Genomic DNA, 13,873 nt, shown 5'->3' with positions numbered 1-13,873 from the left:
CGAAAGCTGGTGAGGCTGGCGATGGCAAAACAGCGAAAAACTTACAAAAAAGGCACCCACATGAGTTTTACTCCTTTGTGCAAATCCTCGCAGGCGCCGAGAATCAATCCTTTCCCTAGTGGTCTGTGTGGTGAGCTCTGTGAGTCAATTTCGGCGCCACAAGTCCCTGGCCGACGTAGCTGTTCCTCGCCATGGCCGGCTATGACTCGTCACAGCGCCTTGACCATGGACTTCTGGCACTAGAACTTGAGCTAACGAACTGACCGTACAGGCCACTAGCCTGTCACTTTTTGAGTCTGATGATCATGCAGCATCCAGCACGTACCGAACTCCGGGCCATCCTGCGGCTGTCGGGGCCGTTGATCGCTTCGCAGTTGGCGCACATGTTGATGGTGCTGACCGACACCCTGATGATGGCCCGCCTAAGCCCCGAGGCTCTGGCCGGAGGCGGCCTGGGCGCAGCGAGTTATTCGTTCGTGTCGATTTTCTGCCTCGGCGTGATTGCTGCGGTCGGCACCCTGGTGGCCATTCGTCACGGTGCCGGCGATGTCGAGGGCGCCACCCGGTTGACCCAGGCCGGGCTCTGGTTGGCCTGGATCATGGCGCTGGGCGCCGGCCTACTGCTGTGGAACCTCAAGCCGGTCCTGCTGCTGTTCGGCCAGACGCCGAGCAACGTGCAGGCAGCCGGCCAATTCCTGCTCGCACTGCCGTTTGCCCTGCCTGGCTACCTGAGCTTCATGGCCCTGCGCGGCTTTACCAGCGCCCTGGGACGCGCCACTCCGGTAATGGTGATCAGCCTGTGCGGTACCGTGGCCAATTTTGCGCTCAACTATGCATTCATCACCGGGATGTTCGGCCTGCCCCGGCTAGGGTTGACCGGTATCGGTCTGGTCACCGCCATCGTCGCCAACTGCATGGCCCTGGCCCTGGCCTGGCATATCAAGCGGCATGCCGCGTATCGCGACTATCCCCTGCGCCGCGGTCTGTTACGGCCGAACCGGCACTACCTGCGCGAGCTCTGGCGACTGGGCTTGCCCATCGGCGGTACCTACGCGGTGGAGGTCGGCCTGTTCGCCTTCGCCGCACTGTGCATGGGCACTATGGGCAGCACCCAGTTGGCGGCCCACCAGATTGCCCTGCAGATCGTCTCGGTGGCGTTCATGATTCCGGCAGGGATTTCCTATGCCATCACCCTGCGCATCGGCCAGCACTACGGGGCTGGGCAACTATTGGATGCGCGGCGCGCGGGGCGGGTCGGTATCACCTTCGGCGCGGTAACCATGCTGGCCTTCGCCATGCTCTTCTGGCTCGTACCGCATCAACTGATCGGATTGTTCCTGGACCACAATGACCCGGCGTTCCGCCCGGTGATCGAGCTAGCCGTCAGCCTGCTGGCCGTAGCTGCCTGGTTCGAGCTGTTCGACGGCACCCAGACCATCGCCATGGGCGCGATTCGTGGGCTCAAGGATGCCAAGACGACCTTCCTCGTCGGGCTCGGCTGCTACTGGCTGATTGGCGCACCGGCAGCGTGGTTGCTGGCGTTCAATATCGGCTGGGGACCCACCGGGGTCTGGTGGGGCCTGGCCCTGGGGCTGGCGTTCGCGGCAGTGAGCCTGACCCTGGCGTTTGAATGGCGCATGCAGCGGATGCTTGAGCGTAGTGATCAGCGCCGTGAGTTCGATCTGAAAACACCACGACCGTCGTAGGAATGCCGGCTCCTGAGGGCTCAACAGATCTCCCGCGCACCCTGCCGGCTGGCACCGAGCGCCAGGTACTCGACCAGTTCCACCAGCGGCAGCGGTCTGCTGATCAGGTAACCCTGGGCCTGATCGCAGCCAAAACCGCGCAACAGCGCCAGTTGCTCCGGCGTTTCGACACCTTCGGCCACGACTTCCAGCTTGAGATTGTGGGCCAGGTTGATCATGGCGTGGACCAGCTTGCGGTTCTCTTCGCGCAACTCCATGCCACCGACGAAACTCTTGTCAACCTTGAGCAAAGCAATCGGCAAGCTGTTGAGGTGCACAAAAGAGGAGAAACCGGTGCCGAAGTCATCCAGAGAAAAACGCACCCCCAGCCGTCCCAGGGCATCCATGGTCTGCTTGACCAAATCGCTGCGACGCATGACTGCGGTTTCGGTGAGTTCGAATTCCAGCCATTGCGCCTCGACGCCGCGCTCGGCAATCAGCCGACTCAAGGTCGACAGCAATTGACTATCCTGGAACTGCCGGAAAGACAGGTTGACCGCCATGTGCAACGGCCTCGACCCACGCTCGCGCAAGTCCTGCATATCTCGCAGGGCCCGGGAAATCACCCAGTAGCCCAGTGGCACGATCAGCCCACTCTGCTCGGCCAGCGGCACGAACTCGCTGGGCGCCAACAGCCCGCGCTCGCCGTGTCGCCAGCGCACCAGGGCTTCGAGGCCAACGATCTGCCCGCTACTCAAATCCAGGCGGGGCTGGTAGTGCAACTCCAGTTCGTCACGGCGCAATGCCCGGCGCAGCTCGCTTTCAAGGTCGGCGAGGCTGCGGGCATTGCGATTGATGAGCTCGTTGAAGATATGGAAGGTGCAGCCCTGGGTACTTTTAGCCTGTTGCATGGCAATGTGCGCGTGCCACATCAGTGGGTCGGCACCGGCTCTGGCACGGGCGTGGGCGATGCCCAGGCTGCAACCGATCAGCAGGCTTTCGCCATCGACCCAGTAGGGTTCGGCCATCACTTCGATGATCCGCTCGGCCATCCACTCGGCCCGCTGCGGCGCCCGGCGGGTATCGATCAACAAAGCGAACTCGTCACTGCCCAGGCGAGCCAACTGATCGCCGGCTTCGAGCTGACTCTTGAGGCGTGCGACCACTTGCAGGATCAGCCGATCACCGGCCTGGTGGCCCAGCGCATCGTTGGCATGGCGGAAGTTGTCCAGGTCGAGGTGCCCAAGGGCCAGGCCGCGCCCTTCATTCTCGGCCAGGCGTGCCGTCAGCAGGGTCTGGAATCCCTGGCGATTGGCGATGCCGGTCAGCGGGTCTTGTTCGGCGAGACGTTGCAGGGTGTTTTCCAGCACCCCACGCTCATGCACATAACGCAGGCAGCGACGCAGAGTCGAGGCGTCCAGGTCCGCGCGAACCAGCCAGTCACTGACACCCAGCGGCGCTACGTCCGGCTCACTGTCGAGCAACAGCACCGTCGGCAGGCTGCAGCGCCCCGGCGCCGGCTGCAGACCGGGTACACTCAGCAATATCGTCGGGCATTGGTCTTCGAAGAGGCTGCTGACCCGCTCCCAGGATGTCGCAGTGACCAATACGACTGCATCGCCCATCGGAGCGAGACACTCGCGCAACAACGCCGCCCACATCGGATCTTCGGTCAGAAGCAGCAAACGCAAGGGTTCGACAGGCTCGGACAAGCTAGCTCCCTAGACTCTGCAAAAAATAGTGGCGAAAGGCATTATGACGCGCCGCGCAGTGACTACAAACACAGTTGATTCTCAACTGCTTCTTTGTACCGTGCAAACTTGCACAATAGCCTTAAATTCTTCGTGCATCCTGCGGGAAACTAACAAAACCGGCAAATTTAGATCGCGTGGTAGGTCGCCGTGTCGGAGAGTCGCGGCAGAATCTGTCCAGCCTGCTAAAATGCCTGCCCTTTCTCGTAACAGACTACTGACTTCGCCATGTCCCGACTCAACCCCCGGCAGCAAGAAGCCGTGAACTACGTCGGCGGCCCTCTTTTGGTGCTCGCCGGTGCCGGTTCCGGCAAGACCAGCGTGATCACCCGCAAGATCGCCCACCTGATCCAAAATTGCGGCATCCGCGCTCAGTACATCGTCGCCATGACCTTTACCAACAAGGCAGCGCGGGAAATGAAGGAACGCGTCGGCACGCTGCTCAAGGGCGGCGAAGGCCGCGGCCTGACGGTCTCGACCTTTCACAACTTGGGGTTGAACATCATCCGCAAGGAACATACGCGGCTGGGCTACAAACCGGGTTTCTCGATTTTCGACGAAGCCGACGTCAAGGCCCTGATGACCGACATCATGCAAAAGGAATACTCGGGCGACGACGGCGTCGACGAAATCAAGAACATGATCGGCGCGTGGAAGAACGACCTGATCCTGCCGCCCCAGGCCCTGGAAAACGCACGCAATCCCAAGGAGCAAACCGCCGCCATCGTCTACACCCATTACCAGCGCACGCTCAAGGCGTTCAACGCGGTGGACTTCGACGACCTGATCCTGCTGCCAGTGAAACTGTTCGAGGAACATGCCGACATTCTCGAAAAGTGGCAGAACAAGGTCCGCTACCTGCTGGTGGACGAATACCAGGACACCAACGCTAGCCAATACCTGTTGGTGAAAATGCTGATTGGCACACGCAACCAGTTCACTGTGGTGGGCGACGACGACCAATCGATCTATGCCTGGCGAGGCGCGCGCCCGGAAAACCTGATGCTGCTCAAGGACGACTATCCCTCCCTGAAAGTGGTGATGCTCGAGCAGAACTACCGCTCCACCAGCCGCATCCTGCGTTGCGCCAACGTATTGATCTCGAACAACCCCCACGCGTTCGAAAAACAACTGTGGAGCGAGATGGGGCACGGCGATGAGATCCGCGTGATCCGCTGCCGCAACGAGGACGCCGAAGCCGAGCGCGTGGCCATGGAAATCCTCAGCCTGCACCTACGCACCGATCGTCCCTACAGCGATTTCGCCATTCTCTATCGCGGCAACTACCAGGCCAAGCTGATCGAATTGAAGCTGCAGCACCACCAGATCCCCTATCGCCTGTCCGGCGGCAACAGCTTTTTCGGACGCCAGGAAGTGAAGGACCTGATGGCCTACTTCCGCCTGATTGTGAACCCGGATGACGACAACGCGTTCCTGCGGGTCATCAACGTACCACGCCGGGAAATCGGCTCGACCACCCTGGAAAAGCTCGGCAACTACGCCACCGAGCGCAAGATCTCGATGTACAGCGCCATCGACGAAGTCGGCCTGGGGGAACATCTGGACAATCGCTTCACCGACCGCCTGGCACGCTTCAAGCGCTTCATGGACCGCGTGCGCGAGCAATGCGCTGGCGAGGATCCGATTTCGGCCCTGCGCAGCATGGTCATGGACATCGACTACGAAAACTGGCTGCGCACTAACAGCTCAAGCGACAAGGCCGCCGATTACCGGATGGGCAACGTCTGGTTCCTGATCGAGGCGCTGAAGAACACCCTGGAAAAAGACGAAGACGGCGACATGACCGTCGAGGACGCCATCGGCAAGCTGGTCCTGCGTGACATGCTCGAACGCCAGCAGGAAGAGGAAGACGGTGCCGAAGGCGTGCAGATGATGACGCTGCATGCATCCAAGGGACTGGAGTTCCCCTATGTGTTCATCATGGGCATGGAGGAGGAGATTCTCCCTCACCGCTCCAGCATCGAAGCCGACACCATCGAGGAAGAGCGGCGCCTGGCCTACGTCGGGATTACCCGCGCGCGCCAGACTCTGGCCTTCACTTTCGCCGCCAAACGCAAGCAATACGGCGAGGTCATCGATTGCGCGCCCAGCCGCTTCCTCGATGAGCTGCCGCCTGACGATCTGGCCTGGGAAGGCAACGATGACACCCCGACCGAAGTGAAGGCCGTTCGCGGCAACTCCGCGTTGGCGGATATCCGCGCCATGTTAAAGCGCTAGAATTAACTATTTTTATCTAATCTTCAGCGCAACACGCGCTACTTGAGGACGTTCCGTGGAAGCACTGCATAAGAAAATTCGCGAAGAAGGCATCGTGCTTTCCGATCAGGTCCTGAAGGTCGACGCCTTCCTGAACCACCAGATCGACCCGCAGTTGATGAAACTGATCGGTGACCAATTCGCCACGCTGTTCGCCGATTCGGGCATCACCAAGATCGTCACCATCGAGGCCTCAGGCATTGCTCCGGCGATCATGACCGGGCTGAACCTCGGCGTACCAGTGATTTTCGCCCGCAAGCACCAGTCCCTGACCTTGACGGAGCACCTGCTGTCGGCAACCGTCTATTCCTTCACCAAGCAAGTGGAAAGCACCGTGGCGGTCTCCCCGCGTCACCTGACCAGCAGCGATCGGGTGCTGATCATTGATGACTTCCTGGCCAACGGCAAGGCGTCCCAAGCCCTGATCTCGATCATCAAGCAGGCCGGCGCGACGGTGGCGGGCCTGGGCATCGTGATCGAGAAGTCGTTCCAGGGCGGCCGTGCCGAACTGGACGCTCAAGGCTATCGCGTAGAATCGCTGGCCCGAGTGAAATCCCTGGCCGATGGCGTGGTGACCTTTATCTGACACGAGCGCCAACGCAGGCACAGCCCTGCTGGCCGCTCGACGTCAGAAGCCCATCGCATTGGGGTCTCGCAACGAACTGGACAACTTGAACAGTTCGCTGTCGGTCTTGATCCCGAGCTTGCGATAAGCCGACTGTTTCTGTGTGCTGATGGTATTGGCGCTGCGCGAAAATTTCTCGGCGATCCCGTTCACCGACATACCATCGAGAAAACAGCGCAGCACTTCCCTCTCCCTGGGCGAGAGAATGTCATGGGCACAGGCCGATACCTGCTCAGTGGCGCTCGCCGCCTCATACACCTCCGTCTCCGACACCGTCGCCACTTCCCTGGCCATCACCGGATGCAGATAGATCTTCCCACGGGCCACGGTGCGGATCGCCGCCGCCAAACCGTCCAGGCGCTGGGTCTTGCCAAAGAAGCCCCAGCTTCCAGCCCGTAGTGCCAGCGACACAGTCGCCGGGGTGTAGTGGGCCGAGAGCACCAGCGGCCGGCAATCGGGATAACGCACCCTCAAGGCACGAATCAGGTTGATGCCGTCGATCTCAGTCGGACCAAGCATGAAGTCGATGACGACAATATCGGGTTGGCGCACGGCCAGGGCATCGAGCAACTCCCTGCCCGTGGAAAAGGACCCGACAACCTCAAAGTCAGGCTCCTTCGACAGCCACAAGGCCGTCCCCACCCTTATCAGTTCATGATCGTCCAACAACATTACCGTGTAGGAACCAGGGACTGCGCTAGTCATCTTTTTTTAGACCTCCTGAGAAAAAACCGAGCCGCCAGCGACGGGCGCGGCGAATACCTACAGAACTTTCAGGCTTATAGCACCCAGCGCCGAGAGCACAAACGGAAAGCCCTTCGAGAAATCACGAAACTTCAGCGTTTCGAGTTATCTCGATGTTCCATCGACTCTGGCTGCGCGAGAGTAGCCCCCTCATCCGACAGGCTACCACTCTCCACTCGGCGGGCTGCCGGAGGGGAAATCAACTGAAACCATTCAAGGTAATTCCATGAAAATCTCGCAAGTCTCTGCCGCCGTGTCCCTGGCCCTGGCAGCACTCATCGCCCTGCCGGCTTCCGCCGCCAACGACGGCGTCATCAACTTCAACGGCCTGGTGACCGACGTGACCTGCACCATCGAAGGCGAAGCGCCCGGTGGTGGCACCGTGGTCAAGAACGTCGACCTGGGAGGTGTGTCCGCGGCGCGTCTGACCCACGCCGGCGATCGCGCCAACCTCACCGGTTTCTCGATTCGCGTGGGCGCGCCGGGCGAAACCGCCTGCACCAACGGTCGTACCGCACTGGTCGCATTCGACCCGACCAGCCCAGCAATCGACGTTGCCACAGGCCGCCTGAACATCGACAGCAGCGGCGACGCCGCGAGCAACGTCCAGGTCGAGGTGACCCAGCGCGATGGCACGCCGATCCACGTCTACACCGAAAAATCCGAAGGCGCGGTCATCGCCGACAACCAGGCGGTCATTCCCCTGGCTGCTCAGTACTACGCCACCGGCGCGGCGGGTGAAGGCCAGGTCGCCACTCGGGTCGGCTTCATGATCGAGTACGCCGACTAAGCATCATCCAACGGACCCGCGCCCTGTCGCGGGTCCAGCCTTCCACACGAGAGCTTCGCCAATGAACAACCTGGCTCGTTCGGGCATGGTCATCTGTGCTTTTCTGACGGCATCGCCGCACGCTACTTCCTCACTGGCCGCCGTGGTCATCCATGGCGCGCGCGTGATCTATCCCGCCGAACAACAGGAGGTCGTGGTCCGGTTGGAGAACAAAGGCGAACGTCCCGCCCTGGTTCAGCTCTGGCTCGATGACGGCGACAAACGGGCGACGCCCGCCACCGCGCAAGCCCCCTTTACCGCGATACCGCCGATCTTGCGCATTGAACCGAAAAAGCAGCAAGCCCCGCGCCTACGCTATACCGGCGAGCCGTTGCCCACGGACCGCGAAAGCCTGTTTTGGTTGAATGTACTGGAAGTGCAGCCAACCTCGGCCGATGCCGCCGACAGAAATCTGTTGGAACTGTCATTCCGCTCCCGCCTGCGCGTGTTCTTCCGACCGCAGGGATTGCCCTATCCGAAGGGTGCCGCGGCACCAAGACTGAGCTGGAAGCTGGTGCCCCATGAGGGTGGCCACGCTCTGGAAGTCGTCAACCCGACGCCCTATCACGTCTCGCTAGGCTCGGTGGAGCTGGTGGGCAAAGGCCGCAATGAACGCTATCCAAAAGCCCCGAGCAAAGAGGTCAACGACAGCCTGTTACTGCCGTCCGGCGATATCAAGCGCTTCCCGCTGCCTGCCCTGCGAACGCCGCCCACCGGCGCCCTGAAGGTCGAGTTCACCGCAATCAGCGACTTCGGCGCGCGCGTCAGCCACAGCGCCGACATCACCTCTTGAACCGGACCGACCATAGCTCATGAACACCCGCAGATTGTCACGCATCACCACGCTCGCCCGCCTCTGCGGCCTGTCCATGCTGATGGCCCTTGCGCTGGGCAGCAGTGTCACGGCGCAGGCCAGCGTCATCATCACCGGCACCCGGGTGGTGTATCCGGCCAACCAGAAGGAGGTGACGATACGCTTCGAAAACAAAAACCAGCGGCCAGCCCTGGTGCAGGTCTGGCTAGACACCGGCGACGAAGGTGTGGCGCCGGAACAGGCCCGCGTGCCCTTCCTGGCGACTCCCCCGATCTTTCGCATGGAGCCGGGCAAGCAGCAGGTCGTCCGGCTGGCTTATACCGGCGAACCGCTGCCCACGGACAAGGAAAGCCTGTTCTGGCTCAACATGCTGGAAGTACCGCCCAAGGCCCAGGACTCGGCAGAGAGCAACCAATTACAGCTCGCATTCCGCACGCGTATCAAGGTGTTTTTCCGACCGCGGAACCTGCCCTACGACCCTATGCAGGCGGTGGAAAAACTAAGTTGGAGGCTGGTTAACGGTGATCAGGGGCAAAGCTTGGAAGTGCACAACCCGACGCCCTACCACCTGAACTTCGATTCGGTGGAACTGGTTGCGGCGGGCCAACGCCATGCCAAGCCGGTCGGCCAAACCGGACCGGAAAACATGGTCAACCCCAAGGCGAATAACCGCTTCCCCCTGCCGAGCCTCAAGTCGACACCGAAGGCCGATGCATGGGTCGAGTTCCAGACCATCGACGACTACGGCGCCCGACACTCGCACAAGGCCCAGGTCACACCATGACCGACTGACATCGGCGCCTGGCGCGCCTGGAACGCCAGTCCATAAAGAGATTCCCGCCCCGTCCGCGATCAACAACGCGCGACGGTCGGGTCCGGCTTGCCCGAATCCGGCAACACACAAGGTTTGGAACGTTAGCGATGAGATCGAAGACACAATCTGTACCCGGTGGATTACGTGCCCCACGCAACCGTCTGGCTCACGTCATTCACAGCCTCCTGCTGCTGGCCGCCGGCAATGCCTGGGCGGCGAACGAGGTCGAGCGGGTGGAGTTCAATCCGGCGTTCTTTCCCGGCGGCGGCGGGCAGATTGACATCTCGCGCTTCAACGAAGGCAATGTGGTCCTGCCGGGCCTGTACCGTGCAGATGTCTCCATCAACGGCAACTGGATCGGCCAGGAAGAACTGACCTTCGCTACCGTCGAGGGGCAGAACAACGCTCAGCTCTGCCTCGAACGCCCTCTGTTGATCAGGCTCGGAATCGATCTCGACGGGCTCGCACAAAAGGCCACCGAAGCCGGCGTAACCGTTCCGCCGGCATTACCGGCCCTACCGACCTGCGGCGATATCGGCACCTACATACCCGGCGCCACCGCCAGCTTCGATACCGGCGACGGACGCCTGGACCTGCAAGTACCACAGCTCTACCTGTCACGCACCGCCCGCGGCTACGTCAGTCCGGAACACTGGGATGCGGGCGTGAACGCGGCATTCATCCGCTACAATGCCAACGGTTTCATGAACAACAATCAGGGCCGTTCATCGTTTTCCAACTACCTGGGGCTGCACACCGGCCTCAACCTGAACGGCTGGCACCTGCGGCACAACGGCGCCTACAGCAGCAACTCAGCCACCAGTGGCTACCAGAGCAGCGCCACCTATGTGCAACGGGAATTGCCTGGGCTGCAATCGCAACTCATGACCGGCGAGATCTATACCTCCGGCGAGTTGTTCGACAGCATCCGCCTGCGCGGCATAACCTTGTCCACCGATGATCGCATGTTACCCGACTCACTGACGGGCTACGCCCCCATCGTCCGTGGGGTGGCCGAGACCAACGCCCGGGTCAGCGTGCGCCAGCGCGGCATCTTGCTCGACGAAGTCACCGTGCCACCAGGTCCGTTCGTACTCAACGACCTGTTCCCCACCGGTTACGGCGGCGACCTGGAGGTCACCGTCACCGAGTCCGACGGTCGGCAACGGCAGTTCATCGTGCCGTTCGCCTCCAACGTGAACCTGATCCGTCCGGGCTATAGCCGTTACTCGCTGAGCGTCGGCGAGATGAACGAGCTCGGCCTCGACAGCAAGCCGTGGCTGGCCCAAGGCACCTTCCAATACGGTCTCAATAACCTGGTCACCGGTTATGCCGGCGTATTGGCCTCGCAAGGCTACCAGTCGCAACTGCTGGGGGCGGCGTTCAACACCCCAGTGGGGGCGATTTCCCTCGACTTGACCGCCTCCCAGGCCGAACTGCCGGGGCTTGCCAAGCGCCAGGGCCAGAGCCTGCAGGCTCGCTACAACAAGAACTTCGCCGACACCGGGACCAACTTCGCCCTGGGGGCCTTCCGCTACTCCACCGACGGTTTCCTCAACGCCCGCGACACCGCACAACTGCGTGAAATCGCCCGCCAGGGCGGTGACCTGGAAGGTGTGGGCCGGGTGCGCGAACGCCTGGATATCAGCCTCAATCAGAGCCTGGACCAGGGGTCGGTATTCCTCACCGGCTCATCGCAAAACTACTGGAACCGCAAGAGCGGCACCCTGAGCTTCACCGCCGGCTACAGCAGTTCCTGGCAACGCGTGAACTACACCGTCAGTGCCCAGCGCAGCCGCGACCTGCTGACCGAGCGCAGCAGCAACCAGATCGACCTCACCATCAGCTTGCCGCTGGGCTACTCGAACCGCGCACCGAACCTGTGGAGCAACCTCAGCCGCGGCGACCGCCAAAGCAGTGCCCAGGCCGGCCTCGGCGGCACCTGGGGCGAACGTAGCGAGCTCAACTACGGAGTCTCGGCCAGCCATGCCGACAACGGCGTCGGCAATAGTTTCAACGCCGACCTGCAATACCGCAGCCGCTATGCCGTGGCCTCCACCGGCTTCAGCCAGGGCAACGGCTATCACTCACAATCGGCGAGCTTGTCCGGAGGCCTCGTGGCCCATGCCGGCGGCCTGACCTTGACGCCGGAGCTGGGCGACACCATCGGCCTGGTTCACGCACCCGGCGCCAGTGGCGCATGGGTCGGCAGCAACAACGAGGCCCAGGTGGACGACAACGGCTACGCGGTAGTGCCCCACCTCACACCGTACCGTCAGAACGTGGTCGAACTTGATCCCAGGGACATGTCCCACGATGTGGAACTCAAGTCAGCCTCGCAGAACATCGCTCCCCGGTCCGGTTCCGTGGTGGTAATGAAGTACGAGACCAGCAGCGGACGGGCCGTGATCATCGATGCCCGCCGCGAAGATAACAGTCCGTTACCGTTCGGCGCCGATGTGTTCGATGAAAGCGAGGCCAGCGTGGGCGTGGTCGGGCAGAACAGCAAGGCGTTCGTCCGCTTGCCGCAAGAGAGCGGTCGGTTGACGGTCAAGTGGGGCCCGACCCCAGCGGACACCTGCTGGATCGCATATGACCTGAATAGTGTCGCCGACTCCGAAGGTTTGCGGCAGATGAGGGGAGATTGCCGGGCCGATGCCAGTCTCGATGAGACCGGTGGAACCACCCGATACGGGGAAACCAAATGAGACAGTGATGCCCTGTCGAACCTTCTTTTTCCATTTTGAATTTTGATGCTGGAGCAATCCCATGGCTCTACTAAATACGCGATCTCTCAGCCTGTTTATGCTGATAACCTCGATGCTCTTCCCGCTCTGGGTATTGGCGGACTGTCAATACATCCAAGGGGCGGGAGGAGGAGACTTCCGATCATTCGGCGGACCTGCCAGCATTACCGTAAATCGTCATGATCCGGTCGGAAAAGTTCTATTTCAACAACGTTTGATGACGAGTGGCGCACGTACCCATATCCGCTGTACGGCAGGCACTTATACTTATCAACGCGGTTTGACCTATGCCGCCGCCCCCGTTGCCGGTTTTTCCAATGTATTTACGACTGGTGTGCCAGGCATTGGCATTCGTTTCAGGTTTTTGGATGGCTCCCCTAACTTCACTCAAAATCGCAACTACAGCCGCACCACCGATCTGGGGATTTCCGCCGCGGACTATGTCGAAGTGGAAATCATCAAGACACATGACAATGTTTCTCCAGGCACAATACAGGCGCAACAGGCCTATCAGCACATATTCGGTAGTAGCGGTTACGGTTATAACTTCATTGTGGGCAATTACTATACTGCCACGAAAGTGATTGTTGCAGCCTCTCCCACCTGCGACCTCGCCGCTGGCGATGTCAACCGCACGATCACCCTGGATCCCGTCCGGATCTCGAATTTCACCGGTGTCTCGGCCGGCCTTAAACACTTCGACCTGACCGCCAACTGCACCAACACCTCGACCGTCACCTTCAGATTCACCGGCACTCCAGCGCCCGGAAACTCCGCACTCTTTGCCAATACCGGCACGGCGGGCGGTGTTGCGCTATGGCTGCATACACCTAACCAGACGGTCAGCCACAACAGCGCCCGCGCCGTGGCGGTATCCGCCAACCGCGCCGTGCTGCGATTGGGCGCGGAGTATCACAAGACCAACGCTGCTCTGACCAAGGGCACGCTGGCGAGCACCGTCACCGTGAATATTTCCTACAACTAAACACATCAATGATCGACGACATTTTCGAAGGATCCCGGCCATGAAAACACCGCTTTTTGTACTCTCCTTATGGATCACCGCCACAACGATTTCCGCCACCACCCAAGCCGCCACGCAAGGCACTCTGACCTTTCGCGGTGATATTCAGGGTGGCACCTGCAATCTGGACACCGGCGACGTCAACCGCCAGATCACTCTACCCACGGTCAAGGTCAGTGATTTCGATAGCACCGAATGGACCGGTCTCCGAGAGTTCAATCTGACCGCCAACTGCGATTCGGACGTCAGGAATGTCACCTTTACCTTCAGCGGAACGCCATCCGCCACCTCCCCCACACGTTTCGCCAACACCGGCACGGCGGGCGGCCTCGCGACCGTGATTCAATCGCGCATCGGCGGAAGTACCTACAACTTCCCGGCCAACGGCACCGCAACCGCTCGCTCGCGAACCATTGCAGCAAGCTCCGGCCGCGCGGTACTGCCCATGGGCGCCCACTACATAAAAATCGGCACCGTCGCCAAAGGCTCACTGCTGACCACGGCCTCCGTAACCATTACCTACAACTGACATGCGAGGCCCTGATTGGCCGCGACCTCCAGTC

Annotated in this window: 11 protein-coding genes; 9 read left to right on the top strand and 2 right to left on the bottom strand. The window is 61.1% G+C overall.

The window, feature by feature from the left end:
* The first annotated feature begins 299 nt into the window (after nucleotides 1-299).
* Complete coding sequence (locus BMX68_RS19615; protein ID WP_017130299.1) at nucleotides 300-1,706, top strand: NorM family multidrug efflux MATE transporter; 1,407 nt, start codon at nucleotides 300-302, stop codon at nucleotides 1,704-1,706.
* 20 nt (nucleotides 1,707-1,726) lie between these two features.
* Here BMX68_RS19615 and BMX68_RS19610 read toward each other — a convergent pair whose 3' ends face one another.
* The gene (locus tag BMX68_RS19610) at nucleotides 1,727-3,397 is read right to left on the bottom strand and encodes a putative bifunctional diguanylate cyclase/phosphodiesterase (RefSeq protein WP_017130300.1); all 1,671 of its coding nucleotides are present in this window, start codon (nucleotides 3,395-3,397) and stop codon (nucleotides 1,727-1,729) included.
* Between the two features lie 267 nt (nucleotides 3,398-3,664).
* Between BMX68_RS19610 and rep the strand changes: the two genes are divergently transcribed.
* Together rep and BMX68_RS19600 are read left to right on the top strand one after the other, a co-directional pair.
* Nucleotides 3,665-5,674 (top strand): DNA helicase Rep, encoded by a 2,010-nt coding sequence (gene rep / locus BMX68_RS19605; RefSeq protein ID WP_017130301.1) that lies wholly within the window; start codon nucleotides 3,665-3,667, stop codon nucleotides 5,672-5,674.
* A gap of 55 nt (nucleotides 5,675-5,729) precedes the next feature.
* Complete coding sequence (locus BMX68_RS19600) at nucleotides 5,730-6,299, top strand: xanthine phosphoribosyltransferase (protein ID WP_017130302.1); 570 nt, start codon at nucleotides 5,730-5,732, stop codon at nucleotides 6,297-6,299.
* A gap of 42 nt (nucleotides 6,300-6,341) precedes the next feature.
* Here the strand turns inward: BMX68_RS19600 and BMX68_RS19595 are convergent, their stop codons facing one another.
* Complete coding sequence (locus BMX68_RS19595) at nucleotides 6,342-7,010, bottom strand: response regulator (RefSeq protein WP_017130303.1); 669 nt, start codon at nucleotides 7,008-7,010, stop codon at nucleotides 6,342-6,344.
* A 298-nt stretch (nucleotides 7,011-7,308) separates the two neighbouring features.
* Between BMX68_RS19595 and BMX68_RS19590 the strand changes: the two genes are divergently transcribed.
* The 6 genes from BMX68_RS19590 to BMX68_RS19565 all read left to right on the top strand — a co-directional run bounded on the left by BMX68_RS19590 (nucleotide 7,309) and on the right by BMX68_RS19565 (nucleotide 13,839).
* The gene (locus BMX68_RS19590) at nucleotides 7,309-7,872 is read left to right on the top strand and encodes a fimbrial protein (protein ID WP_017130304.1); all 564 of its coding nucleotides are present in this window, start codon (nucleotides 7,309-7,311) and stop codon (nucleotides 7,870-7,872) included.
* 61 nt (nucleotides 7,873-7,933) lie between these two features.
* Nucleotides 7,934-8,704, top strand: coding sequence for a fimbria/pilus periplasmic chaperone (locus BMX68_RS19585; protein ID WP_017130305.1), 771 nt, complete (start codon nucleotides 7,934-7,936; stop codon nucleotides 8,702-8,704).
* Between the two features lie 19 nt (nucleotides 8,705-8,723).
* Nucleotides 8,724-9,509 (top strand): fimbrial biogenesis chaperone, encoded by a 786-nt coding sequence (locus BMX68_RS19580; RefSeq protein WP_017130306.1) that lies wholly within the window; start codon nucleotides 8,724-8,726, stop codon nucleotides 9,507-9,509.
* Nucleotides 9,510-9,646: 137 nt separating this feature from the next.
* On the top strand, nucleotides 9,647-12,247 hold the full coding sequence (locus BMX68_RS19575) for a fimbria/pilus outer membrane usher protein (protein ID WP_017130307.1): 2,601 nt from the start codon (nucleotides 9,647-9,649) through the stop codon (nucleotides 12,245-12,247).
* Nucleotides 12,248-12,308: 61 nt separating this feature from the next.
* Nucleotides 12,309-13,271: a fimbrial protein gene (locus BMX68_RS26465; RefSeq protein WP_026012998.1), complete on the top strand. Its 963-nt coding sequence runs from the start codon at nucleotides 12,309-12,311 to the stop codon at nucleotides 13,269-13,271.
* Nucleotides 13,272-13,311: 40 nt separating this feature from the next.
* Complete coding sequence (locus BMX68_RS19565; protein ID WP_017130309.1) at nucleotides 13,312-13,839, top strand: fimbrial protein; 528 nt, start codon at nucleotides 13,312-13,314, stop codon at nucleotides 13,837-13,839.
* Nucleotides 13,840-13,873: the final 34 nt, after the last annotated feature.

This window comes from Pseudomonas agarici, from assembly GCF_900109755.1.
Taxonomy (GTDB): Bacteria; Pseudomonadota; Gammaproteobacteria; order Pseudomonadales; family Pseudomonadaceae; genus Aquipseudomonas; species Aquipseudomonas agarici.
This window is presented reverse-complemented; position numbering and strand designations above follow the sequence as displayed.

Excerpts from the sequence above, each read along its gene's own strand:
- BMX68_RS19615 (WP_017130299.1), top strand. The coding sequence starts at position 300 with ATGATCATGCAGCATCCAGCACGTACCGAACTCCGGGCCATCCTGCGG.
- rep (WP_017130301.1), top strand. The coding sequence starts at position 3,665 with ATGTCCCGACTCAACCCCCGGCAGCAAGAAGCCGTGAACTACGTCGGC.
- BMX68_RS19595 (WP_017130303.1), bottom strand. The coding sequence starts at position 7,010 with ATGTTGTTGGACGATCATGAACTGATAAGGGTGGGGACGGCCTTGTGG.
- BMX68_RS19590 (WP_017130304.1), top strand. The coding sequence starts at position 7,309 with ATGAAAATCTCGCAAGTCTCTGCCGCCGTGTCCCTGGCCCTGGCAGCA.
- BMX68_RS19585 (WP_017130305.1), top strand. The coding sequence starts at position 7,934 with ATGAACAACCTGGCTCGTTCGGGCATGGTCATCTGTGCTTTTCTGACG.
- BMX68_RS19580 (WP_017130306.1), top strand. The coding sequence starts at position 8,724 with ATGAACACCCGCAGATTGTCACGCATCACCACGCTCGCCCGCCTCTGC.
- BMX68_RS19575 (WP_017130307.1), top strand. The coding sequence starts at position 9,647 with ATGAGATCGAAGACACAATCTGTACCCGGTGGATTACGTGCCCCACGC.
- BMX68_RS26465 (WP_026012998.1), top strand. The coding sequence starts at position 12,309 with ATGGCTCTACTAAATACGCGATCTCTCAGCCTGTTTATGCTGATAACC.
- BMX68_RS19565 (WP_017130309.1), top strand. The coding sequence starts at position 13,312 with ATGAAAACACCGCTTTTTGTACTCTCCTTATGGATCACCGCCACAACG.